This is a genomic window from Burkholderia torrens, from assembly GCF_984668525.1.
This window is the reverse complement of sequence record NZ_OZ480211.1, coordinates 1,007,072-1,031,020: the sequence shown is the minus strand read 5'-3', so window position 1 is coordinate 1,031,020 and position 23,949 is coordinate 1,007,072. Positions and strand designations below refer to the sequence as shown.

Here is a 23,949-nt window from a genome sequence, read left to right as displayed (position 1 = left end):
TGCTTTACTCCAGGTTTTGCACTTGCTCGCGCATCTGCTCGATCAACAGCTTGAGCGCCATCGATGCGTCGGCCAGTTCCTTCGCCGCCGCCTTCGAGCCGAGCGTGTTTGCTTCTCGATTCAGCTCCTGCATCATGAAGTCGAGACGCTTGCCGACGCGGCCGCCCTTCTCGATCACGTGACGCGTTTCGTTCAGGTGCGCGGTGAGGCGCGACAGCTCTTCCGCGATGTCGATCCGGATCCCGTACATCGTCACTTCCTGACGGATGCGTTCCGCGGCTTCCTCGCGCGTGACGATCGTCGCGCTGCCTTCCGGCGCCGCGATGCCGAGCGCTTCCTGCAGCCGTTCGACGATCTTCTGCTGATGCTTCGCGATCAGCTCCGGCACGAGCGGCGTGATGCGCGCGACGATCGCTTCCATCTCGGTGACGTTCGACAGCAGCATCGTCGCCAGTTGCGCGCCTTCGCGCGAACGCACGACGACGAGTTCGCCGATCGCTTCCTTGCCGCACGCGAGCACGGCATCGCGGATCGCTTCCGCCGACACGCCGCTCTCGGCGAGCACGCCGGGCCAGCGCAGGATTTCACCCGCGCGCAGACGGCCGACGCCCGGGAACGAATCGAGCACCGCGCGCTCGAGATCGGCCAGCTGGCCGAGCGCCGACTGGTTCAGCGCGCCCGCGCCGATGCTCTGTTCGCCGCGCTGCAGGTTGATGCGCACGTCGACCTTGCCGCGCGACAGCTTGTTCATCAGCATTTCGCGCAGCGCGGGTTCGCACGCGCGCACGTCGTCCGGCATCCGGAAATTGAGGTCGAGGAAGCGCGAGTTCACGGTGCGCAGTTCGACCGACACGCTGGTGCCGCCGTTGCCGGTGGCCGTCACGAGTTCGCGCGTCGCGCTCGCGTAGCCCGTCATGCTGTAGATCATGGTTCGTCTCGCCGTCTGGGTGCCCTCGCGGGCGGGGATATGTCGAGGCGCCCGGCGCATCGGAAAGCGCGGGGCGGGAAGCGCGCATTATCCCATTTTTGCGGACCACCCCGCCGGGCACGCCCGCCGTTCGGCGCTAAAATCGGGGTTTCCTCTCCTTCCGCGATTTCCCCCATGACGTCTTCCGTTTCCCGCCCGAGCGGCCGCCGCGCCGACGAACTGCGCAAGGTCGCCCTCACGCGCCACTACACGAAACACGCCGAAGGCTCGGTGCTGGTCGAATTCGGCGACACCAAGGTGCTCTGTACCGCAAGCGTCTCCGAACGCGTGCCCGACTTCCTGCGCGACCGCGGGCAAGGCTGGCTGACCGCCGAATACGGGATGCTGCCGCGCGCGACGCACACGCGCAGCGACCGCGAAGCCGCGCGCGGCAAGCAGACGGGCCGCACGCAGGAAATTCAGCGCCTGATCGGCCGCGCGCTGCGCGCGGTGTTCGATCTCGAGGCGCTCGGCCCGCGCACGATCCACATCGACTGCGACGTGATCCAGGCCGACGGCGGCACGCGCACCGCGAGCATCACCGGCGCCTTCGTCGCCGCACACGACGCCGTGTCGAAGCTGATCGCGGCCGGCAAGCTCGCGCGCTCGCCGATCACCGACCACGTGGCCGCGATCTCGGTCGGCGTGTACCAAGGCGCGCCGGTGCTCGACCTCGACTATGCGGAAGATTCGCAGTGCGACACCGACATGAACGTCGTGATGACGGGCGCCGGCGGCTTCGTCGAAGTCCAGGGCACGGCCGAAGGCGTGCCGTTCTCGCGCGCCGAGATGAATGCGCTGCTCGACCTCGCGCAGGGCGGCATCGCCGAGCTCGTGCAGCTGCAAAAAGACGTGCTGGGCGCCTGACATGCCGGACGACCGCACCCTCGCGCCGCTGTCGCGCATCGTCCTCGCGTCGAACAACCCGGGCAAGCTGCGCGAATTCACCGCGCTGTTCTCGACGGTCGGCATCGAGATCGTCCCGCAGGGCGATCTCGCGGTGCCCGAAGCGGAAGAGCCGTTCGGCACGTTCATCGAGAACGCGCTGACGAAGGCGCGTCACGCGTCGCGGCTCACCGGGCTGCCGGCGATCGCCGACGATTCGGGCCTGTGCGTGCGCGTGCTGCGCGGTGCGCCGGGCGTCTACTCGGCGCGCTACGCGCAGCGCGCGGGCCGCGACAAGGGCGACGCGGCGAACAACGCGTATCTCGTCGAGCAACTGCGCGGCGTCGACGACCGGCGCGCATACTATTGCTGCGTGCTCGCGCTGGTGCGCCACGCGGACGATCCCGAACCGCTGTTCGCCGAAGGGCGCTGGGCCGGCGAAATCGTCGACACGCCGCGCGGCGAGCACGGATTCGGCTACGACCCGTATTTCTATCTGCCGGCGCTCGGCGCGACGGCCGCGGAGCTCAATCCGGCCGTGAAGAACACCCACAGCCATCGCGCGCTGGCGCTGAAGGCGCTGCTGGCGCGACTCGCGGAGGAAGCATGAGCGTGCCCGATACCCGTTCGCTGCTGCAGGGGGTTGCATGAGCCAGGCCGCGCAAACCGGCGCGCGCGTCGTCGCGACCTTCACGTCGCCCGGCCAGGTGCGGCTCACGTCGCTGCCGCCGCTCGCGCTGTATGTGCATTTCCCGTGGTGCGTGCGCAAGTGCCCGTACTGCGATTTCAACTCGCACGAATGGAAAGGCGAACGGTTTCCGGAAACCGAGTACCTCGATGCGCTGCGCGCCGATCTCGAGCAGGCGCTGCCGCTCGTGTGGGGGCGGCAGGTGCATACCGTCTTCATCGGCGGCGGCACGCCGAGCCTGCTGTCGGCGGCCGGCCTCGACCGGATGCTGTCCGACGTGCGTGCGCTGCTGCCGCTCGACGCCGATGCCGAGATCACGCTCGAGGCGAATCCGGGCACGTTCGAGGCCGCGAAATTCGCGCAGTTCCGCGCAAGCGGCGTGAACCGCCTGTCGGTCGGCATCCAGAGCTTCAACGAGGCGCACCTGAAGGCGCTCGGCCGGATTCACGACACCGCGCAGGCACGTGCGGCCGTCGAGATCGCCGCGAAGAACTTCGACAACTTCAACCTCGACCTGATGTTCGCGCTGCCGAACCAGACGCTCGACGAATGCCGCACCGACATCGAGACCGCGCTGTCGTTCGCGCCGCCGCACCTGTCGCTGTATCACCTGACGCTCGAGCCGAATACGCTGTTCGCGAAGTTCCCGCCCGTCGTCCCCGACGACGACGCGTCGGCCGACATGCAGGAGTGGATCCACGCGCGCACGGCCGAGGCCGGCTACGGGCGCTACGAAGTGTCCGCGTATGCGAAGCCGAATCATCAGTGCAAGCACAACCTGAACTACTGGCGCTTCGGCGACTATCTCGGGATCGGCGCGGGCGCGCACACGAAGCTGTCGTTCCCGAACCGGATCCTGCGGCAGGCACGCTACAAGCATCCGGCAACCTTCATCGAGCAGGCGAAGGCCGGCAATGCCGTGCAGGAAGAGCGTGAAGTCGGTGCGCGCGACCTGCCGTTCGAGTTCATGCTGAACACGCTGCGGCTCGTCGAGGGCTTCCCCGTGCACAGCTTCGCCGAACGCACGGGCCTGCCGATGAGCACGATCGAGCCGGCGCTTCAGGAAGCGGAACGGCGCGGGCTGATCGCGCGCGATTTCGCGCAGATCGCGCCGACGCCGCTCGGCCAGCGTTTCCTCAACGACCTGCAGGAATTGTTCCTGCGCGACGATTGAGGGGATGAGCGCGGCGGCATTTCGGTTACAATGCCGCCTCGTGTGGAAGCGTGGCCGAGCGGTTTAAGGCACCGGTCTTGAAAACCGGCGACGGGAAACTGTCCGTGAGTTCGAATCTCACCGCTTCCGCCAGGAAGTTCGCCAAACCCCGTCCATTCGTTGAATGACGGGGTTTTTGCTTATCGGCTTGTCCGTGCGCGCCCTTCCCGCACGTTCCGACGCGTTGCGCCCGATGCCGTTACAATCCCGCGCTCCGATTCGCGAAACGGGAAACCCACTTCATGAAGCCCTTCATCGTCTCGTCGCTCGTCGCCATGCTGGCTGCCGTCAGCACGCATGCGGCCGCCGATACCGCGTCCGGCAGCGGCACCCAGGCCTCGTGCGCGATCGCAACCGTCAGCGGCGTCGGCGGTTCGCCGCGCGGCCTGAGCGAATACCTCGCGAGCCCGTCACCCTACAACTACCTGAAGGACAACGATCTTCAGTGCAAGGTGTCGGACGACGGACGCACGTCGAACTGCACCGGCGTGACCTACCTGCGCAACGAACAGGTCAGCGTGTACGACGATTCCGATCCGGCGACGCTCACCGTGGTCGCGCGCGTGGAGCTCGACCACGGCCAGAAATACCCGGTGATCATCGTCGTGCAGCGCAAGGATGCGCGCTGCAAGCCCTGACGCAGCCGCGCGCGCCCGTCCCCATCAATCGGGACGGAACGTGGCCGGACGCCGCCCCGGAAGCCTCCCGGCCCGGCCCGCGATCACCTAGAATTCGTTCAACACGGCGACACGACCGCCGCCGCGTACTCGATGCCGCACGCGCCACCCCTGCGCGCGGCACACGGAGATCGCCATGACCGAACTGTCGAGCGCGACGGAACCCGTCGATTACGAAGGCTTCGAGATCCATGTCGTGCCGGCCGCCGTGCCCGGCAGCGACACGCGGTATACCTACACCGGCTACGTGTGCCATCCGGGCGCGAACCCTGCGCTGCCCGGCCACGCGGTACCGTTCCACGCCGACGGCGAGGAAAGCTTCGCGAGCCTCGATGAAGCCGTCCACGAAGCCGTCCACATCGGCAAGAGCATCATCGACGGGACGCACCCCGACCTGTCGGTGCTGTCGCTCGTCACGCACGGATTCTGACGCGCGCGAACAGTGGACGCGGTGCTGCATCGGCAGGCCGCGACGCGCGTGCGCCACCTTTCATCCGTGCAACGCACGCGCCGGTCGAGCGCACTGTCACATGTCACGTCACGTCGCGAACGGGCGGCGTGACGCCCGGCGATCGCCATCAGCAATCGCGACATCCGGCCTCGCGCGTTATGCGTTTGTCCCGATATCGGCTCGCGTCCGTGCGCCTATCATTTTTTTATCGTCACTCCCGGCCAGTCTCCCATGCGCCCCCTTCTCCGTCCGCGCGTCGATCGGCTGCGTGTTGCCGCGCTGGCCGCCGCCGCCCTGCTCGCGGCGTGCACGATCACGCCGCCGCCTTCACTGCACTCGATCCTGACGATTCCTTCGATCACGCGCAGCGGCAGCCTCGACCAGTATCGCGTCGAGGTCGCGCAGCGTGTCGCCGAACGCAATCCGTCGGGCATGCTGCATGGCTCGCCGCAAGCCATGCTCCGCTCGCTCGTCGTCGTGTCCTTCACCGTCGATGGCGACGGCCGGCTCGTCAACGCGTCCGTCTATCGCAGCAACGGCGACAGCGAGGCGGAAGCGCTCGCCCTCGCGTCGCTGCGCCGCTCGGCGCCGCTGCCGCCGCCGCCGTCGCGGCTCCTCGACGGCAACGGCCGGCTCGAACTGATGGAAGGCTGGCTCTTCAACGACGACGGCCACTTCCAGTTGCAAAGCACGGCGTCCGCGCAGGCGCAATCGATCGACTGACGCGCCGCCGTCGCACGATTGCCGGTGTGCGGCAGCGCTGGCTATAATTTTCCGCACTCGCGCGGCCATCACGCCGCGCGCGCGTTCGCGCGCCCCACCCGGCATGCGAGCCGACCACGCCGGCACCGGGCGGCGGCGACGTACCCGTCTCCATCGTCGACCGGCGGGTGACGTTCGCGCCACGGCGTGCGTCCACGCCGCCATCGCGTCATCCGCATCATCCGCTCGGCTGCTCCCGGCAGGCATCCTGCCTGCCCGACCGCACGCCCAGCCGCCCCCCAAACGACAAAACGGAGACATCCATGTCCGCATCCCCCCCGACCGTTGCTCACGCAACCGGTTCGGCCGGCGCCGTCAGCCACCGGCGCATCGTGTTCGCGAGCTTCATCGGCACCGCGATCGAGTTCTACGATTTCTATGTGTATGCAACGGCCGCCGCGCTCGTCATCGGCCCCGTGTTCTTCCCGCACGGTTCCGCGACCGCGCAGGCGCTGTCCGCGTTCGTCACGTTCGGCATCGCGTTCATCGCACGCCCGATCGGCTCGTTCCTGTTCGGGCACTTCGGCGACCGCATCGGCCGCAAGTCGACGCTCGTCGCGTCGCTGCTCGTGATGGGCGTGTCGACCACCGCGATCGGCTTCGTGCCCGGCTACGACGCGATCGGCGCGCTTGCACCGGTGCTGCTGTGCGTGCTGCGCTTCGGCCAGGGGATCGGCCTCGGCGGCGAATGGGGCGGCGCGGCGCTGCTCGCGACCGAGCACGCGCCGCAGGGCAAGCGCGGCTGGTTCGGGATGTTCCCGCAACTGGGGCCGTCGGTCGGCTTCCTGATGTCGAACGGCCTGTTCTTCGCGCTCGCGCTGTCGCTGTCCGACGAACAGTTCCGCAGCTGGGGCTGGCGCATTCCGTTCCTCGTCAGCGCGGTGCTCGTCGCGCTCGGCCTGTACGTGCGGCTCAAGATCACCGAAACGCCCGCGTTCCAGGCCGCGCTCGACCGCAACGAACGCGTGCGCGTGCCGGTCGCGACGCTCGTCACCCAGCACTGGCAGCCGACGCTGCTCGGCGCGCTCGCGATGGTCGTCTGCTACACGCTGTTCTATATCTCGACGGTGTTCTCGCTGTCGTACGGCGTGTCGGCGCTGCATATTCCGCGCCAGAGCTTCCTCGGACTGCTGTGTTTCGCCGTCGTGTTCATGGGGCTCGCGACGCCGCTTTCCGCATGGGCGTCGGACCGCTTCGGCCGCAAGCCGGTGCTGATCGCCGGCGCCATCGCCGCGCTGCTGTCGGGTTTCGCGATGGAGCCGTTGCTCGGCAGCGGCTCGATGCCGCTCGCCGCGCTGTTCCTGACGATCGAGCTGTTCCTGATGGGCGTGACGTTCGCGCCGATGGGCGCGCTGCTGCCGGAACTGTTCCCGACCAACGTCCGCTATACGGGCGCGGGCGTCGCCTACAACCTCGGCGGGATTCTCGGCGCGTCGATCGCACCGTATATCGCGCAGCTGCTGGCGGCGCGCGGCGGGCTGTCGTGGGTGGGCGGCTATGTGTCGGTCGCGGCGGCGATCAGCCTGATCGGCGTGCTGCTGATGCGCGAAACGCGCGACGCGTCGCTCGTCTGAGCCTCCGGGGCGACCCGGGTTGTGCGGCGGCCGGCGCTGCCTATACTCGATCCTGGGCGCGCCGTTGCGCGCCCGGGGATCCCGCCCCGAAAGGAGCCGCCGCCATGAACATCCGCCTCGGCAATGCCGATCTCGTCCTGATCCTCGCGCTCGCGCTGGGCGGCGCCCTGCTGCTCGCGCTACGGTTCCGGCCGCAGACATGGCGCGGCCTCGTGTTCGAGGCACTGCTGGCGAATCTGGCGGCGATCGCCGCCGTCGTCACGGTCGAGGCGCTGCTGGCCTGAACCGGCCCGCAGCGCGCCGTCAGGCGGTCAGGCGCGCGCGCACGGCGCCATAGGCAGGAGCAACCGCATCGATCGCGTCCAGCGCCTCGTCGACGGACGGCATCGCGCCCGGCTCGCCGATCGACAGCGCGTTCGGTGCGCCGCCGATACCGCAATGGTGACGCGACGTCGCAACGAAGATCATCACGGTCGGCCGCTGCAGCGCATGCGCCATGTGGACGAACCCCGTATCGACACCCACCACCAGCGCGGCCCGTCCGAGCGCCGCACCGAGTTCGCGCACCGTCATCGCCGGTAACACGACTGCGCCCGGTGCACGCGCGGCGATGTCCTTCGCATCGTCATGCTCCGCGCTCGAGCCCCACGGCAGCAGCACGCGTACGCCGCGCGCCATCATCTGCGTGGCGAGCGCGGCCCAATGGTCGGCCGGCCATTTCTTGTCCGGATTGGACGTCGCATGGAACAGCAGCATGAAAGGTGTGTCGTCGGTCACGGCGGGCGGCAGGTTCACGCCCTGCGGCGGGACGACGCCGTAGGTGGCGGGGCCTTCGGGCCGGTAACCCAGCGCCTCGCCGGCGCTCACGCGCATGCCGTGCCACGCATCGCAGTCCGGCCGCGGGCCGAAGCGATGCGAATACGCGAAGCGCGCACCCGTTTCGCCGAGATCCTGCGTCTGGTAGCCGACCCGTCGTGCGGCACGCGCCAGCGCCGAAATGATCGCGCTCTTGTACACGCCATGCAGGTCGATGACCGCATCGTAGCGATGAGCCCGCAACGCGCCGATCGATGCCGAAATCGCCTTCAGGTCGCCGGCGTTCCGGAGTTTCTTGAAGCGGCGCAGCGGTGCGCACAGCACGGCGCTCACGCCCGGATGCCAGCGCACGACCTCGGCACACGATTCGTCCACGGCCCAGTCGACCGTCACGCCGGGAAAGGCGCGATGCAGGTCCGCGACGACAGGCAACGTCTGGACGACGTCGCCGAGCGACGTCACTTTCACGATGAGGATGCGTTTCACGTTCTGTGGAGATTCCTGGCTGGCCATTCGTCATGCTAGCGACGGTTGCCGTGCACTGACATTACGCCAGCATTACATTTGCAACAAAATGCATCTGCCTTGTGTTTTTTTGTCGCCCCCAATGGTACCCGGTTCTTTTTATAATTCGGTCTTTGCCTTGCGGCCCGCGCCGATGCCACGCCCCGCCATTCCCGCCCTGTTTCCCGCCCTCACCCGCCGCTCGCTGCGCATCTGGCGCCAGTACGGCATCTTCTGGCTCGGTGCGATCGTCGTCGGGCTCGCCGCCGTACTTTACGCGCGTCTGATCGACTGGGGCTACGAGTCCTTCCGCGCGATGCGCGAGCACGCGGTGTGGCTGCCGCTACTGCTGACGCCCGCGATCGCCGCCGTGTCGGTATGGCTCACGCGCCGGTTCTTCCGCGGCGCCGAAGGCAGCGGCATCCCGCAGGTGATCGCGACGCTGCATGCGCGCCCGAGCGCGTTCGGCGCCCGGCTGCTGACGCTGCGCATCCTGTTCGGCAAGGTGCTGATTTCGTTCCTGGGCATCCTGGGCGGCTTCACGATCGGCCGCGAGGGGCCGACCGTGCAGGTCGGCGCGGCGCTGATGTTCAACCTGCGGCGCTTCTACCCGCGCTCGAACGCGCAGATCGAACGCCAGCTCGTACTGGCCGGCGCGGCGGCCGGGCTGTCGGCCGCGTTCAACACGCCGCTCGCCGGGATCGTGTTCGCCATCGAGGAGCTGACGCGCAGCTTCTCCGCGCGCGCAAGCGGCGTGCTGATCACCGCGATCATCCTCGCCGGCGTCGTCGCGCTCGGGCTGAACGGCAACTATACGTATTTCGGCACGATCGATGCCGGCCTCCATTTCCCGAAACTGCTGGCGGTCGCGGTGCTGGTCACCGCAATCGTCACGGGTATCGCCGGCGGCCTGTTCTGCTGGCTGCTGCTCAATACCGGGCGCTGGCTGCCCGAGCGACTGCTGGGCCTGTATCGCGAACGGCCGATCACGTTCGCCGCGGCGTGCGGGTTCGCGATCGCCGTCGTCGGCCTCGTGTCGGGCGGCACGACCTTCGGCAGCGGCTACGCCGAGGCGCGCGGCCTGCTCGACGGCAGCCAGCACCTGTCGGTGTTCTATCCGTTCCTGAAGATGATCTCGATGGTCGCGTCGTACCTGCCGGGCATCCCGGGCGGGATCTTCGCGCCGTCGCTGTCGATCGGCGCCGGCTTCGGCAACCTGCTGCACGTCGTGTTCAGCAACATGAGCCTGCCGATGCTGATCGCCCTCGCGATGGTCGGCTATCTGGCGGCCGTCACGCAGTCGCCGATCACGTCGTTCGTGATCGTGATGGAAATGATAAACGGTCATGCGCTCGTGATTTCGCTGATGGCGACCGCACTGGTGTCGAGCCGCGTATCGCGCTTTTTCGCGCCGCCGCTCTACGAAACGCTCGCGCTGCGCTATCTCGCGCCGCCCGCCGCGGCCACCGAACCCGCCGCATCGGCATCGGCATCGGCAGCGAGCGCGGCAGCCGCGACCGCCGTGACCGAGCCGCAGGACGCCGCCGCCGCGCCCGCCGATCCGCTCGACACGCTGCGCGACGAAGGCGAGGAGCCGGCCGCCGCAACGCCGGGCGACAGTACCGTGCACGCGCCGGCGCCGCATGGCGACGAACCGGCTGCATCCGGCGCGAACGGCCCGACGCAACCCGGCACGCGCGGCGCTCAGTAGATCACGACCGGTGCCGGCCGATAGTAGACGGGCCGCGCCGGCACGACGATGCATCCGGCCAGCGTGATCGCGACGAGCGCGATGGCAATGACGGTTCGTTTCATCCCGCGCCTCCGTCACGCCCAGTGGCCGCGCGTCCAGAACCAGTTCGGACCGCGCTGGTCCCAATGGCCCGGCACCCATTGCATGCCGATGCGTTCGGCTTCCCAGTGGCCGCCGATCCACGCGTAGCGGCCATGATCCCAGTGCCAGTGTCCGCGTTCCCACACGTAGCCCACGCGCGCGGTCGGCACGACCTCGTAGCGCACGGGCGGCGGCGCGTTCGGCGCAACGACGACGATCTCCTCGGTGCGCACGGCAACCGGCTCGGCGATGACCACGCGGCCCTGCGGCGCGATCACGGGTGTGCCGACGAGAATCTCGTCCGCATGGGCGGCAAACGGCGCGACGACGGCTGACAGGCCCGCGGCAAACAGCGCGAGCGAAACGATACGACGTTGAACGGTAGGGACAGCCATCACAACCTCCTGGTTGAACAAGTTACGCGAGCGTATTCGTTCAATGCGGGAGAGGCGGTTACGGCCGACAGGCGCCGTGTTACGGCGTGCCCGAAAGTGCAACAGGGCGTAAGACGCGCACGGCGGCGGGTGCCGCCGTGCGGAGGGACACCGGCAAGCGTCAGGCTTGCGGGATCTCGATCTTCACTTCGAGGACTTCGAGGTCGTCCTGGCGCTCGAGGCTCACGCGGATGTCATCGTTCGAAATATGGACGTACTTCGAGATGACCGCGACGAGCTCCTTCTGCAGCGCCGGCAGGTAATCGGCCGGCGGCCGGCCGCCGACCCGCTCGTGCGCGATGATGAGCTGCAGGCGCTCCTTCGCGACCGATGCGGACTTCTTCTTCTCGCCGAGGAGAAACGAAAGGATGGACATGGGCGGCCTCCGTTACTTGCTGCCGAAGAGGCGCTGCAGCAGGCCCGGCTTCTGGTAATCGGTGAAGCGCAGCGGCTTGTCCTCGCCGAGGAAGCGGGCGACGACGTCCTTGTACGCTTCGGCGACGTCGGTACCGTCGATATGCACGGCCGGCAGACCCTGGTTCGATGCGTGCAGCACGGCTTCCGACTCGGGCACCACGCCGATCAGCTTGATGCGCAGGATCTCGCTGATGTCCTCGAGCGACAGCATCTCGCCTTCGCTCACGCGCTTCGGGCTGTAGCGCGTGATCAGCAGGTGTTCCTTGATCGGCTCCTTGCCTTCGGTCGCGCGCTTCGTCTTCGACGACAGGATGCCCAGAATGCGGTCCGAGTCACGCACCGACGACACTTCCGGGTTCGTGACGATCAGCGCTTCATCGGCGAAGTACATCGCGTGCAGCGCACCGGCCTCGATACCGGCCGGAGAATCGCAGACGATGTATTCGAAGTCCATCGCGACGAGGTCGTTCAGCACCTTCTCGACGCCGTCGCGCGTCAGCGCATCCTTGTCGCGCGTCTGCGACGCCGGCAGGATGAACAGGTTCTCGCACTTCTTGTCCTTGATCAGCGCCTGGTTCAGGTTCGCTTCGCCCTGGATCACGTTCACGAGGTCATACACGACGCGACGCTCGCAGCCCATGATGAGATCGAGGTTGCGCAGGCCGACGTCGAAGTCGATCACGGCCGTCTTGTGGCCGCGCAGCGCGATACCGGACGCGAAGCTCGCGCTCGTCGTCGTCTTGCCCACGCCGCCCTTGCCCGAGGTCACCACGATGATTTTTGCCATTTACCCAATACCCTGTGTTCGTCAATGAGAGCCGATCGATCCGGAGCGTGCCGCGTGATTTACGTCAGGCGCAGCGGTTCGATCATCAATTTTTCCTCTTCGAGCCGGATCTGCACCGATTTGCCCAGTACTTCGGCGGGCAATGGGTTCTCGGTGGTTCGATAGATACCCGCGATCGAAATCAGTTCCGGTTCGAGACACGTGCAGAAAATGCGCGCGTCGTGATTGCCGTGCACGCCCGCGAGTGCGCGGCCGCGCAACGGCGCGTAGATGTGGATATTGCCTTCCGCGATGATCTCCGCACCGTGACTGACCGGCGCGAGCACCACGAGGTCTCCTTTCGCGTAAATCTGCTGCCCCGAACGCAACGGCCGGTCAATCACGAGCGTCTGGCCGCCGGTCTGCAACAGTGTCGGCGCGGCTTCCGACGACTGTTCGGGCGCCGTTGCGGCTGCCGGAGCGGCGGCGGCCTCGACGGCTGGCACAGCCGCCGGGTCCGCTTCGTCCGCGTGTTTCGCGGCCGGCGCGCGGCGATCGCGCGCCTCGAGCAACGGCAGGCCGGCTTCCCCCGCCCAGCCCTGCGTTGCCAGTGCGACGACGCCCACCGGGCGCATCCGCACGTCGTTCAGCATCTGCCGGATGTCCGCGAGCGCGACGCGCTCGCCGTCAGCCAGGCGGCGGACGTCGATCGCGACGACATCGTCGGCGAAAAACTCGGGGGTCGCTTCGAAGCGCTTGACCAGTTCGGCACGCAACGCATCGAGATCGGTCGTCTTCACGGTGAACAGCAACGTATCGACCGATCCGCTGCGCAGCTCGAAGAATGGCGATTTTTTAAGCGACATGGACACTCTGCAAAAATTTTTTGCGTATTTTACAGGCGTCCACGCGTGCGGCCATTATTTTTGGGACTCGGGGTTGCGGCGGCCCAGGCGGGCACGCAACCGGCAGGCGGGCAGGCTGGCGGGCGGCCGGGCCTTCATCGCGCCGCGCGGCCCGCGTTTCGACGGGGCGTCAGTGCTTCACCTGCGACACGAACAGCGATTTCATCGCGCCGGGCAGCCGCGCGATCGGCGCGTGTTCGCCGGTATTGCCGAAACCAGCACGCTCGTAGAAACGGATCGCGTTGCGGTTCGCATCGGCGATCCATGCATAGACCTCGCCGGCGCCGCGCTCGGCGAGCCAGGCGGTGGCCGTCTCCAGCAGCAGCACGCCGCCGCGCAGATGACGCACCGCGTGCGCGACCCACAGCTCGCTGACGAACGCGCGCCGATCGGGCGTGTTGTCGAAATACGCGCCGATCATGCCGGCCGGATGGCCTTCGGTGTACAGCAGGAAAGTCGTCGATTCGTCGGACACGGCGCGCAGCGCGGCAATCGCCGACGCTGCGTCCGCTTCGACGGTCAGCAATTCGGCCTCCGGCGCTTCGCCCGGCGCGTAGGGCTCACGCAGCGATGCGGCGCGGAGTTCGCGATACACGCCGCCCTGGTCGGCAACGATACGACGAACGGTCAAGGTCGAACTCATGCAGGCACAGCCCCCTTCGGACAGCAAGCTACTAGCTTCAACCGAAAGCAGGGCACGAGTCAAATCGTTATTTTCAAATGACGGCGCCGATCGAAAGGCAACGGTTGTCACCCGCAGCGGCACGAGGCAACCGGTGTGCAGGTGCAGCATCGGCATGCCGACGCGTGCCGACGGATGACGGTCGAGCACTCGCCGCCCGACGTCTCGCCCCGTTCGCCTTGCGATGCGCGGCAGTCGCGTTTCGAAGCGCGTCGCATGTCGCTCCGGCGTCGTAATGCTGCGTAATATAAGCAAACAAAAAGCGCGCTCCCGCAGTGCCTTCGCCACTTTGTTTATTGCGATGCAACATTTGTTGCGAGCACGCAAGAACGACACTCGCGCAGACCGCACCGCGCGATTCATCTGACAATCACGCGGCACGCGCAGGCCGCGCCGGTCTCCGTTGCACGTTTCAATCAGCGCGAGCCGGCCCTTCTCGGCATGGCTCGTGCACGCCCCTTCGTTTGGAGTCGCACGCCTAGCGCGGGCGTTGGCAAGCGTGCGCACGAGTCGTATAACAGGCAGAACCGGGCAACGATCCGGTGTCACCGCGCGCGGCGCGGGCCCACGAAGATTCGAACAACTGTGCATGCGGCCGCCCACCGGGCCCGCTGACTGGAGGGAGACAATGGCAATGACCGACGGATCGGCTTCGGGCTGGTCGGATGGCAAGCGTTACCTGTGGCTGCTCGGCGCACTGACGATCACGCTGCCGATCCTCGCCGCGCAGCTCGCGCTGGCGACGGGCCTGCACGTGTTCTGGTGGTTCGGCCCGCTGTTCGCGTTCGGTGTGATCCCGATCCTCGACACACTGATCGGCGACGATCGCGACAATCCGCCCGAGGCCGTCGTGCCGCACCTCGAGCGCGAGCGCTATTACCGGTACATCGTCTATCTGGCGACGTTCGTCGAATACGTCGCGTTCTTCATGTGCGTCCGGATCGTCGGCACGCACGCGCTCGAATGGTACGACTACGTCGGCTTCGCGCTGTCGCTCGGCGCCTCGACGGGCATCTCGATCAATACCGCGCACGAGCTCGGACACAAGACCGACCGCTTCGAGCGCTGGCTCGCGAAGATCACGCTCGCGCCGGTCGCTTACGGTCACTTCTACGTCGAACACAACCGCGGCCACCACGTGCGCGTCGCGACGGCCGAGGATCCGGCGAGCGCGCGCTTCGGCGAGTCGTTCTGGGCATTCCTGCCGCGCACCGTGACCGGCAGCATCCGCTCGGCATGGCGGCTCGAGAAGGCACGCCTCGAACGGCTCGGGCATTCGCCGTGGACCTGGCGCAACGAGGTGCTGCACGCGTGGGCGATGACCGTCGTCGTGTGGGGCATCGCGATCGCGATGGCCGGCAAGGTCGTGATCCCGTTCCTCGTGATCCAGGCCGTCTACGGCGCATCGCTGCTCGAAGTCGTGAACTACGTCGAGCACTACGGGCTCGGCCGCCGCAAGCTGCCGAGCGGCCGCTACGAACGCTGTACGCCGCAGCATTCGTGGAACAGCAATCACGTCGTCACCAACCTGTTCCTGTACCAGTTGCAGCGGCACGCCGACCATCATGCGAACCCGACGCGCTCGTACCAGGCGCTGCGCCACTTCGACGATGCGCCGCAACTGCCGGCCGGCTACGCGACGATGATCCTGTTCGCGTACGTGCCGCCGCTCTGGTATCGCGTGATGAATCCGCGCGTCGTTGCGCACTACGGCGGCAACATGGCGCAATCGAACATCAAGCCGTCGATTCGCGCGAGGGTGCTCGCGCAGTATCCGGCCGCGGCGTGATGGGCGGCGGCGGGGCCGCGTGAACAGGCACGAACTCCGCCACACCGACAGCCGTCACGCCGTTTCAGGCAGCCGGAACACGGCCACCGCGTGCCGCAGCGCGCTCGCCTGCTCGGCCAGCGCCTGCGTCGCGGCCGTGGCCTGCTCGACGAGCGCCGCGTTGCGCTGCGTCGCTTCATCCATCTGCGTGACCGCGACATTCACCTGCTGGATGCCGCCACTCTGCTCCTGCGACGCGGACGAGATCTCGCCGACGATCGTCGTCACGCGCTGCACCGCGCCCACGATCTCGTGAATCGATTCGCCCGCGCGGCCGATCAGCACCGCGCCTTCGTCGACCCGCTGCGTCGATTGCTCGATGAGTCCCTTGATCTCCTTCGCAGCCGACGCGCTGCGCTGCGCGAGCGTGCGCACTTCCGCGGCGACAACCGCAAAGCCGCGCCCCTGCTCGCCTGCGCGCGCCGCTTCGACGGCCGCGTTCAACGCGAGGATGTTGGTCTGGAATGCGATGCCGTCGATCACCGCGATGATCTCGCCGACCTTCGCCGCGCTGTCGGCGATACCGTTCATCGTGTGAACGGCGTCCGTCATCACGCCACCGCCGGCAGACGCGATCTGCGACGCGTCTTGCGCCAATTGCGCCGCGTGCTGCGCATGCTCGGCCGACTGGCGCACGATGCCGGTCAGCTGGGTCATGCTGGCCGCCGTCTCCTCGAGCGAAGCGGCCTGCGACTCGGTACGCGCCGACAGGTCGTGGTTGCCCGACGCGATCTGCGCGCTCGCGGTCGCGACGGCTTCCGCGTGCGTGCGCACCTCGAGCACGACGCCGGACAGGCTCGTCTGCATCGTCTGCAACGCGCGCAGCAGATCGGCGATCTCGTCGCGTCCGGCCGCGTCGACGTCGCGCGTCAGGTCGCCTTCGGCGACGGCCTGCGCGCACGCCACCGCACGATCGAGCGGACGCAGGATCGCGCGGCTGAACAGGAACGCGCCGACCATCGCGACGCCGAGCACGACCAGCATCAGCGCAAGGCTCGCGGTGGTCGCGTGCTGCGCGTCGCGGCTCGCCTGCGCAGACACGGCCGCGCTTTCGTCGGCGATCGACTTCGCGGCCCGCTCCAGCAGCGCGGCAGGCTCACGGTCGACGCCCGCCACGGCCGCATCGCCGGCCGACGGATCGAAGCCGGCCGCCTTGAACGCGTCGAAGCCGCGCCGGTAGCCGTCGCCCATTGCGGTATGCGCACGCATGAACTGCTCGACGAGCGAGCGGCTCTCGCCGGCCGGCAACTGGCGGACGAGTTGCGCGGCGAGCGCATCGACCGACCGCTCGCGTGTCTGGAACGCCTGCCAGTACCGGTCGAGCTTGTCGGACTGCTTGCCGCGCAGCAGCGTGTCCTTCCATTCCTGCACCTGCAGCTTGAATTGCACGAGCGTGGCCGACACGAGCCGTTCGTTGCCGACGTTCGTCTGTACGTCTTCGGCGAACGTATCGATCGACCGGTTGAGGATATGGATGCCGTATAGCGCGCCGCCGAACATCAGCAACAGTGCGACAGCGAATGCGAGGGGAATCTTGTAGCTCAGCTTCATGGGACCTTGAATCGACGGGAAACGATGCGGCACGGCACGGGTGCCGGCCGCCGCACCGTGTTAACGGCGCGGGTGTCGAAGGCTTAAAGCTGAGGAAAACGGCAAAGACCTGGGCGCAGCTCGATCTGATCAGGGCAGCTGGATTGCGTAAGGTGCGGCATCCTTGCCATGCGCGGGCGCGCCATCCAACGGTGGACGACACGATCGACGGCGGTGCGAATGCGACACGCGCATCCGACACACACGCGTCGCAGGCCCAAAACGAAAAACCCCTTGATCCTTCCGGATCAAGGGGCTTCGTATTTTGGCGGAGAGGGTGGGATTCGAACCCACGGTACGGGGAAACCGTACGCCTGATTTCGAGTCAGGTACATTCGACCACTCTGCCACCTCTCCTTCCTTACTGCATCTCGCGGCTGGTCGTTTCCGCGAGAAAAAGATTATAAGACGATTGCTTCGCGTCTGACAAGCCCTTTCTGCAATTTTTTTCGCGAGGGCTTCGAACGCCTGCGTTACGACGCCTGTGCAGGCGCGTCGATGCGCTCCATGCCGCCCATGTACGAACGCAGCGCTTCCGGCACCGTGACCGAGCCGTCCGCGTTCTGGTAGTTCTCCAGCACCGCGACGAGCGTGCGGCCCACCGCGAGACCCGAACCGTTCAGCGTATGCACGAGCTCCGGCTTGCCCTGCGCGTTGCGGAAACGCGCCTGCATCCGGCGCGCCTGGAACGCCTCGGTGTTCGAGCAGCTCGAGATCTCGCGATAGGTGTTCTGCGCGGGCAGCCACACTTCGAGGTCGAACGTCTTCGCGGCCGAGAAGCCCATGTCGCCCGTGCACAGCGTGATCACGCGGTACGGCAGGCCGAGCTTCTGCAGGATCGCTTCCGCATGGCCGACCATCTCGTCGAGCGCCGCGTACGACGTTTCCGGCGCGACGACCTGCACCATCTCGACCTTGTCGAACTGGTGCTGGCGAATCATCCCGCGCGTGTCGCGGCCGTACGAACCGGCTTCCGAGCGGAAGCACGGGGAATGCGCGGTCAGCTTGATCGGCAGCGCGGCTGCGTCGACGATCGACTCGCGCACGGTGTTCGTCAGCGAGATCTCAGACGTGGAGATCAGGTATTGCGTGACCGTGTTCTCGGCGCCGCCCTTCTCGACGCGGAACATGTCGTCCGCGAACTTCGGCAACTGGCCCGTGCCGTAGAGAATCTCGGGGTTCACGATGTACGGCGTGTACGTCTCGGTATAGCCATGCTGCTGCGTGTGCGTGTCGATCATGAACTGCGCGAGTGCACGATGCAGGCGTGCGATCGGGCCGCGCAGCATCGTGAAGCGTGCGCCGGCGAGCTTCGCGCCCGTCTCGAAATCGAGGCCGAGCGGCGTGCCGACGTCGACGTGATCCTTCACCTCGAAATCGAACTGGCGCGGCGTGCCCCAGCGGCGCGCCTCGACGTTGCCGGCTTCGTCCGTGCCGACCGGCACGCTTTCGTGCGCGACGTTCGGCATGCCCAGCATCAGCTCGGACAGGCGCGCCTGGATGTCGGCGAGCTTGGCTTCCGACGCCTTCATGTCGTCGCCGATGCCGCCGACCTCGGCCATCACGGCCGACGTGTCCTCGCCCTTCCCCTTCATCGCGCCGATCTGCTTCGACAGGCTGTTGCGGCGCGCCTGGAGCTCTTCGGTGTGGGTCTGGATCGCGCGGCGTTCCGCTTCGAGTGCGGAGAACGCGGCGACGTCGAGGGTGTAGCCGCGATCGGCGAGGCGCTTCGCGACGCCGTCGAGGTCTTTGCGCAGCAACTGGATGTCGAGCATGGGAGGACTTGGAAAATCGTTGTGTAAGACGGGAATTCTAACGCACCGCGCGGCCGCCACGGCACCGGCCGGATGGACAATGGCGCAAACGGGCGGCGGCCGTGGCAACATGGCCTGGCCGGCCCGTACGCCGGCGGCCGGCGAATCGCGGCGCACGCGACCGTTGCGAATCGCAAAACAGCCGCGCCGGCTGGCAGCAACGCATCAGGCGAAGCCCCCCGTTTCGCATCACCGCACCTCAGGGAACCCGATGGCCATCGAACTCGACAAGGATGTCCGCGACCGCGCAATCGCGTCGCTGCAACGCTATTTCACAGAAAACATGGACGAGCCGATCGGCAACATCCAGGCCGGCGCGCTGCTGCACTTCTTCGTCGAGGAGATCGCGCCGGCGATTTACAACCTCGCAATCGCCGACGCGCAGGAACGCCTGCATGCGCGCGTCGCCGAACTCGACATCGAATGCCACGAAGAGCCGTTCGAATACTGGAAGAAACAGCAGCCGGGCCGCAAGCGCTGACGCAGCGGCATCCGCGCAGGCCGAATGGGCCCGTGCGATGCCGTGTCAGTCCTTCTTGCCGGCCTCGCGGTCGAGTTCGCGCAGCCACGCGAGTTTGTCGGCGATCTTCGATTCGAGCCCGCGCGGCACCGGCTGGTACCAGCGCGGCTCGCGCATCCCGTCCGGCAGGTACGTCTCGCCGGCCGCATAGGCATTCGGCTCGTCGTGCGCGTAACGGTATGCGTGACCGTAGCCGAGTTCCTTCATCAGCTTGGTCGGCGCGTTGCGCAGGTGCACGGGCACCTCGCGCGACTTGTCCTGCTTCACGAACGCCATCGCCTGGTTGAACGCGTTGTAGCCGGCGTTGCTCTTCGCCGCGCACGCGAGATAGATCACCGCCTGCCCGAGCGCGAGCTCGCCTTCCGGCGAACCGAGCCGCTCGTAGGTTTCGGCCGCGTCGTTCGCCACCTGCAGCGCGCGCGGATCGGCGAGGCCGATGTCTTCCCACGCCATCCGCACGATGCGCCGCGCGAGATACTTCGGATCGGCGCCGCCGTCGATCATCCGGCAGAACCAGTACAGTGCGCCGTCCGGGCTCGACCCGCGCACCGACTTGTGCAGCGCCGAAATCTGGTCGTAGAAGTTGTCGCCACCCTTGTCGAAGCGACGCGCGTTCAGCGTCATCGCGCTGCTGACGAAGTCGGCATCGATCGTCGCGACGCCGGCCGACGTCGCCGCCGTCTGCGCCTGCTCGAGCAGGTTCAGGAAGCGCCGCGCGTCGCCGTCCGCATAGCCGACCAGCGTGTCGATCGCCTTGTCGTCGAACGCGAGGCCGTCGAGCGCGATTTCCTGCGCACGCTTCAGCAGCTGGCGCATCTCGTCGTCGTTCAGCGACTTCAGCACGTACACCTGCGCACGCGACAGCAGTGCCGAGTTGACCTCGAAGCTCGGGTTCTCGGTGGTCGCGCCGATGAAGGTGACGAGGCCCGACTCGACGAACGGCAGCAACGCATCCTGCTGCCCCTTGTTGAAGCGGTGGATCTCGTCGACGAACAGGATCGTATGGCGGCCGGTGCGGTTCAGCGTGTCCTTCGCCTGCTCCATCGACTCGCGGATGTCCTTCACGCCGCCGAGCACCGCGGACAGCGCGATGAATTCGCAGTCGAACGCGAGCGCGGTGAGCCGGGCGAGCGTCGTCTTGCCGACGCCGGGCGGCCCCCACAGGATCATCGAATGCGGCTTGCCCGATTCGAACGCGAGCCGCAGCGGCTTGCCTTCGCCCAGCAAATGCGTCTGGCCGATCACCTCGGCGAGCGTCTTCGGCCGCAGCGCCTCGGCGAGCGGGCGGCGCGGCTCGACTTGAAACAGGTCGGACATGAACCCTCGCTCCACATCAAACGATGGCGGCCGAACCGGCCGCCGGACCTAACATTATGACAGCCGCGCGACGGCGCCGCCGTGCCTGGTGCCCGCGCCTGGGTGCCCGCGCCTGGTGCCCGTGCGTACAAACAACACGGGCCTGCCGTCGCCGGCAGGCCCGTTGCGGGAGAACGGCGCGCGGCGCCGGTCAGCCGGTGATCACGTCGGCGCCCTTCGGCACGACGAACTTGAACGTGTCGCCCTTCAGCGGCGGGTTCGTCTGGATGTTCGTGAACGTCAGCAGCGTGACGTTGCCGAACACGTCGTGCAGTTCCATCGCGGCGAGCGTGCCGTTCCGGAAGCCGATGCCGATCCGCTGGAACTGCGTGTCCTGCGCCTTCGGCAGCATCTCGAGCCACTCGATGCCGCCCTTCTCGCCGGCATCGCGCAGCGTGTAGTTCTTGTCGAGATCGTTGCTGCCGAACAGGATCGCGGCAGGGCTCGCGCCCAGCGCGCCGTTCAGCTTGCGCTCGGTGACCTGGTTCAGGTCGCGGTCGTACACGTACAGCTTGTCGCCGTCGGCCTGCAGCACCTGCTGGTACGGCTTCTGGTACGTCCAGATGAACTTGCCGGGACGCGCGAACACGAACGTGCCGCTCGAATTGTCGGTGGGTTTCGGCGCAGCCTGCGCGGCGCTCGCGCCTTTGGCCGGCGCCTTGACGATCTGCTGCGTGAAATCGCCCTTCGCCGAACGCACCTGCGACACGAAGGCCTTCAGCTGCTCGGTGCCGCCCGCGAACGCGTGCGTCGCCGCGAGCATCAGCGATGCGCCGGCGAGCGCCGCGCCGAGCCAGCGCCGCGTCGAACGAAGGGAAGGGGCGAACGAAAGTTGCTGCATGATGCGGTTTTCTCCCTGGGTGGCCGGCGCTGCGGGCGCCGCGGACTCATTCCGCGTCGCGCGCCGGCACAAGAATTTCGCGGTTGCCGCTCGACGACATCGCCGACACGAGCCCCGACTGTTCCATCTGCTCGAGCAGCCGCGCCGCGCGGTTATAGCCGATCCGCAGATGACGCTGCACGAGCGAGATCGACGCGCGGCGGTTCTTGATGACGATCTCGACCGCCTGGTCGTACAGCGGATCAGACTCGCCGCCGCCTTCGCCGGTTCCCGCGCCGGCCGAGCCCTCGTCGCCGTCGGCGGTGCCGCCTTCGAGCAGCCCCTCGACGTAGTTCGGCTCGCCCTGCTCCTTGAGCTTGTCGACGACGCGATGCACTTCGTCGTCGGCGACGAATGCGCCGTGCACGCGCACGGGCAGCCCGGTGCCCGGCGGCAGGTACAGCATGTCGCCCATCCCGAGCAGCGACTCGGCACCCATCTGGTCGAGAATCGTGCGCGAGTCGATCTTCGACGACACCTGGAACGCGATCCGCGTCGGCACGTTCGCCTTGATCAGGCCGGTGATCACGTCGACGGACGGACGCTGCGTCGCGAGGATCAGGTGGATGCCGGCCGCGCGCGCCTTCTGCGCGATCCGTGCGATCAGTTCCTCGACCTTCTTGCCGACGACCATCATCAGGTCGGCCAGCTCGTCGATCACGACGACGATGTTCGGCAGGCGGCCGAGCGGCTCCGGATCCTCGGGCGTCAGGCTGAACGGATTCGGAATCTTCTCCTCGCGCTTCGCCGCATCGTCGATCTTGTTGTTGTAGCCGGCGAGGTTGCGCACGCCGAGCTTGCTCATCAGCTTGTAGCGGCGCTCCATCTCCGCGACCGTCCAGTTCAGCGCATGGCCGGCCTGGCGCATGTCGGTGACGACCGGGCACAGCAGGTGCGGAATGCCTTCGTAGACGCTCATTTCGAGCATCTTCGGATCGATCAGGATCAGGCGCACCTGTTCGGCCGTGGCCTTGTACAGCAGCGACAGGATCATCGCGTTGATCCCGACCGACTTGCCCGAACCGGTCGTGCCGGCCACCAGCAGGTGCGGCATCTTCGCGAGATCCGCGCACACCGGCTTGCCGCCGATGTCCTTGCCGAGGCTCAGCGTCAGCGCCGACGACGCGGCCGCGTACACCTCGGAGCCGATGATCTCGGACAGGTGCACGGTCTGGCGGCGCTGGTTCGGCAGCTCGAGCGCCATGTAGTTCTTGCCGGGGATCGTCTCGACGACGCGGATCGACACGAGCGACAGCGAGCGCGCGAGATCCTTCGCGAGGTTGACGATCTGGCTGCCCTTCACGCCGGTGGCCGGCTCGATCTCGTAGCGCGTGACGACCGGGCCCGGATACGCGGCGACGACGCTCGCCTCGACGCCGAAGTCCTTCAGCTTCTTCTCGATCAGGCGCGACGTGAATTCGAGCGTGTCGGCGGAAATCGCTTCCTGCGTCTTCGGCGCGGGGTCGAGCAGCGACACCGGCGGCAGCGTCGAATCGCCTGGCAGGTCGGTGAACAGCGGCACCTGGCGCTCGCGCTCGACGCGCTCGGACTTCGCCGGCGTGACGACCGGCGGCACGATCGTCACGGGCTCGTGATCCTCGATGCGCACGCGCTCCTCTTCGACCTTGCCTTCGCGGCGCACGGCCGCGGCCTCGCCGAGCTTGCGGTCGCGCTCGGCCTCGCGGCGCAGCTTCGCGACGTTGACGGCGGACAGGATTGCGCCGCCGACGCGCTCGGCGACCGACAGCCACGAGAAGCGGAAATACAGCGACAGGCCGATCGCGAGCGCGATCAGCAGCAGCAGCGTGCCGCCCGTGAAGCCGAACGCATGCGACATCGCACCGGCGACGGCCTCGCCGACGACGCCGCCCGGCGCGCGCGGCAACTGCACCTTCAGCGACCACATGCGCAGCGCCTCGATGCCGTCGCACGCGAGCACGACCAGCACGAACGCGAAGATTTCGGTGAGCCAGCCGATCGGCCGCTCGGGTTCGTCGGGAATCGCCTCGTGGCGCGTGATGCGGCGGTAGTTGGCGGCGATGCGCCGCCCGAGCGGCACGATCAGCCAGTAGGCCGACAGGCCGAACAGCAACAGGATGATGTCGGCCGTCCACGCGCCGACGCGACCGGCCCAGTTCGAGATGTGATCGACCTGGGCGGCGTGCGTCCAGCTCGGATCGCGCCGGCTGTAGCTCAGCAGGGCCATCACCAGAAAGGCGCAGAGCGCAACCTGGAGAATCCAGCGGATCTCCGTGAGGAGCTTCGACATCCGGTGCGGCAACGCCTGTGCCTGGGCGGAATAAGGAGCTTTTGCCATGAATCCGTATAAAGAGGACGAGCCATGCGCCCGCCTGTCGTTCGATCGCGCTTATTGTAAACGCTGCAC

General features: G+C 67.3%; 23 protein-coding genes and 2 tRNA genes. 12 read left to right on the top strand and 13 right to left on the bottom strand.

What is annotated here, in order from left to right; all coding sequences use genetic code 11:
- Positions 1-4: 4 nt before the first annotated feature.
- Positions 5-928, bottom strand: coding sequence for a YicC/YloC family endoribonuclease (locus tag AC5LXX_RS04755; protein ID WP_124448970.1), 924 nt, complete (start codon positions 926-928; stop codon positions 5-7).
- Positions 929-1,102: 174 nt separating this feature from the next.
- Here AC5LXX_RS04755 and rph point away from each other — a divergent pair, with 174 nt between their 5' ends.
- From rph to AC5LXX_RS04710, 9 genes are all read left to right on the top strand, one after another.
- Positions 1,103-1,834: a ribonuclease PH gene (gene rph, locus AC5LXX_RS04750; RefSeq protein ID WP_493410652.1), complete on the top strand. Its 732-nt coding sequence runs from the start codon at positions 1,103-1,105 to the stop codon at positions 1,832-1,834.
- A gap of 1 nt (position 1,835) precedes the next feature.
- A complete protein-coding gene (rdgB, locus tag AC5LXX_RS04745; protein ID WP_493410651.1) occupies positions 1,836-2,462 on the top strand; it encodes an RdgB/HAM1 family non-canonical purine NTP pyrophosphatase in 627 nt (208 codons plus the stop codon).
- 37 nt (positions 2,463-2,499) lie between these two features.
- On the top strand, positions 2,500-3,714 hold the full coding sequence (gene hemW / locus AC5LXX_RS04740) for a radical SAM family heme chaperone HemW (protein WP_493410650.1): 1,215 nt from the start codon (positions 2,500-2,502) through the stop codon (positions 3,712-3,714).
- A 44-nt stretch (positions 3,715-3,758) separates the two neighbouring features.
- Positions 3,759-3,846: transfer RNA gene (locus tag AC5LXX_RS04735), tRNA-Ser, on the top strand.
- A 149-nt stretch (positions 3,847-3,995) separates the two neighbouring features.
- On the top strand, positions 3,996-4,391 hold the full coding sequence (locus AC5LXX_RS04730; RefSeq protein WP_493410649.1) for a hypothetical protein: 396 nt from the start codon (positions 3,996-3,998) through the stop codon (positions 4,389-4,391).
- 175 nt (positions 4,392-4,566) lie between these two features.
- A complete protein-coding gene (locus tag AC5LXX_RS04725) occupies positions 4,567-4,860 on the top strand; it encodes a hypothetical protein (protein ID WP_124448980.1) in 294 nt (97 codons plus the stop codon).
- Between the two features lie 252 nt (positions 4,861-5,112).
- A complete protein-coding gene (locus AC5LXX_RS04720) occupies positions 5,113-5,604 on the top strand; it encodes an energy transducer TonB family protein (protein ID WP_493410648.1) in 492 nt (163 codons plus the stop codon).
- Positions 5,605-5,906: 302 nt separating this feature from the next.
- Entirely contained in the window at positions 5,907-7,217 is a 1,311-nt protein-coding gene (locus tag AC5LXX_RS04715) for an MFS transporter (protein WP_493410647.1), read from the top strand.
- A gap of 104 nt (positions 7,218-7,321) precedes the next feature.
- Positions 7,322-7,501 (top strand): hypothetical protein, encoded by a 180-nt coding sequence (locus tag AC5LXX_RS04710; RefSeq protein WP_493410646.1) that lies wholly within the window; start codon positions 7,322-7,324, stop codon positions 7,499-7,501.
- Between the two features lie 19 nt (positions 7,502-7,520).
- Here AC5LXX_RS04710 and waaC read toward each other — a convergent pair whose 3' ends face one another.
- Entirely contained in the window at positions 7,521-8,519 is a 999-nt protein-coding gene (gene waaC, locus AC5LXX_RS04705) for a lipopolysaccharide heptosyltransferase I (protein WP_493410645.1), read from the bottom strand.
- 172 nt (positions 8,520-8,691) lie between these two features.
- Here waaC and AC5LXX_RS04700 point away from each other — a divergent pair, with 172 nt between their 5' ends.
- On the top strand, positions 8,692-10,248 hold the full coding sequence (locus AC5LXX_RS04700; RefSeq protein ID WP_493410644.1) for a chloride channel protein: 1,557 nt from the start codon (positions 8,692-8,694) through the stop codon (positions 10,246-10,248).
- A 116-nt stretch (positions 10,249-10,364) separates the two neighbouring features.
- On the opposite strand, the gene AC5LXX_RS04695 is transcribed toward AC5LXX_RS04700, so the two are convergent.
- From AC5LXX_RS04695 to AC5LXX_RS04675, 5 genes are all read right to left on the bottom strand, one after another.
- Positions 10,365-10,766 (bottom strand): YXWGXW repeat-containing protein, encoded by a 402-nt coding sequence (locus tag AC5LXX_RS04695; protein ID WP_493410643.1) that lies wholly within the window; start codon positions 10,764-10,766, stop codon positions 10,365-10,367.
- A gap of 160 nt (positions 10,767-10,926) precedes the next feature.
- Positions 10,927-11,181 (bottom strand): cell division topological specificity factor MinE, encoded by a 255-nt coding sequence (minE, locus tag AC5LXX_RS04690; protein WP_006486661.1) that lies wholly within the window; start codon positions 11,179-11,181, stop codon positions 10,927-10,929.
- Positions 11,182-11,193: 12 nt separating this feature from the next.
- Positions 11,194-12,009 (bottom strand): septum site-determining protein MinD, encoded by an 816-nt coding sequence (minD, locus tag AC5LXX_RS04685; protein ID WP_085039699.1) that lies wholly within the window; start codon positions 12,007-12,009, stop codon positions 11,194-11,196.
- Between the two features lie 59 nt (positions 12,010-12,068).
- Positions 12,069-12,854 (bottom strand): septum site-determining protein MinC, encoded by a 786-nt coding sequence (gene minC, locus AC5LXX_RS04680; protein ID WP_493410642.1) that lies wholly within the window; start codon positions 12,852-12,854, stop codon positions 12,069-12,071.
- Between the two features lie 169 nt (positions 12,855-13,023).
- A complete protein-coding gene (locus AC5LXX_RS04675) occupies positions 13,024-13,536 on the bottom strand; it encodes a GNAT family N-acetyltransferase (protein WP_185658131.1) in 513 nt (170 codons plus the stop codon).
- Between the two features lie 667 nt (positions 13,537-14,203).
- Here AC5LXX_RS04675 and AC5LXX_RS04670 point away from each other — a divergent pair.
- Positions 14,204-15,364, top strand: coding sequence for an alkane 1-monooxygenase (locus AC5LXX_RS04670; RefSeq protein WP_493410641.1), 1,161 nt, complete (start codon positions 14,204-14,206; stop codon positions 15,362-15,364).
- A gap of 54 nt (positions 15,365-15,418) precedes the next feature.
- Here AC5LXX_RS04670 and AC5LXX_RS04665 read toward each other — a convergent pair whose 3' ends face one another.
- The 3 genes from AC5LXX_RS04665 to serS all read right to left on the bottom strand — a co-directional run bounded on the left by AC5LXX_RS04665 (position 15,419) and on the right by serS (position 18,768).
- The gene (locus AC5LXX_RS04665) at positions 15,419-16,954 is read right to left on the bottom strand and encodes a methyl-accepting chemotaxis protein (protein WP_493410640.1); all 1,536 of its coding nucleotides are present in this window, start codon (positions 16,952-16,954) and stop codon (positions 15,419-15,421) included.
- A gap of 305 nt (positions 16,955-17,259) precedes the next feature.
- Positions 17,260-17,350, bottom strand: a tRNA-Ser gene (locus tag AC5LXX_RS04660).
- Between the two features lie 116 nt (positions 17,351-17,466).
- Positions 17,467-18,768, bottom strand: coding sequence for a serine--tRNA ligase (gene serS, locus AC5LXX_RS04655; RefSeq protein ID WP_493410639.1), 1,302 nt, complete (start codon positions 18,766-18,768; stop codon positions 17,467-17,469).
- A 250-nt stretch (positions 18,769-19,018) separates the two neighbouring features.
- Between serS and AC5LXX_RS04650 the strand changes: the two genes are divergently transcribed.
- Positions 19,019-19,288, top strand: coding sequence for a DUF2164 domain-containing protein (locus tag AC5LXX_RS04650; RefSeq protein WP_048243121.1), 270 nt, complete (start codon positions 19,019-19,021; stop codon positions 19,286-19,288).
- Positions 19,289-19,333: 45 nt separating this feature from the next.
- Here the strand turns inward: AC5LXX_RS04650 and AC5LXX_RS04645 are convergent, their stop codons facing one another.
- The 3 genes from AC5LXX_RS04645 to AC5LXX_RS04635 all read right to left on the bottom strand — a co-directional run bounded on the left by AC5LXX_RS04645 (position 19,334) and on the right by AC5LXX_RS04635 (position 23,880).
- Entirely contained in the window at positions 19,334-20,644 is a 1,311-nt protein-coding gene (locus AC5LXX_RS04645; protein WP_034187350.1) for a replication-associated recombination protein A, read from the bottom strand.
- Positions 20,645-20,834: 190 nt separating this feature from the next.
- Positions 20,835-21,524, bottom strand: a complete 690-nt coding sequence (gene lolA, locus AC5LXX_RS04640) for an outer membrane lipoprotein chaperone LolA (RefSeq protein ID WP_174994317.1) — start codon at positions 21,522-21,524, stop codon at positions 20,835-20,837.
- A gap of 46 nt (positions 21,525-21,570) precedes the next feature.
- Positions 21,571-23,880: a DNA translocase FtsK gene (locus AC5LXX_RS04635; protein ID WP_493410638.1), complete on the bottom strand. Its 2,310-nt coding sequence runs from the start codon at positions 23,878-23,880 to the stop codon at positions 21,571-21,573.
- Between the last annotated feature and the right edge of the window lie 69 nt (positions 23,881-23,949).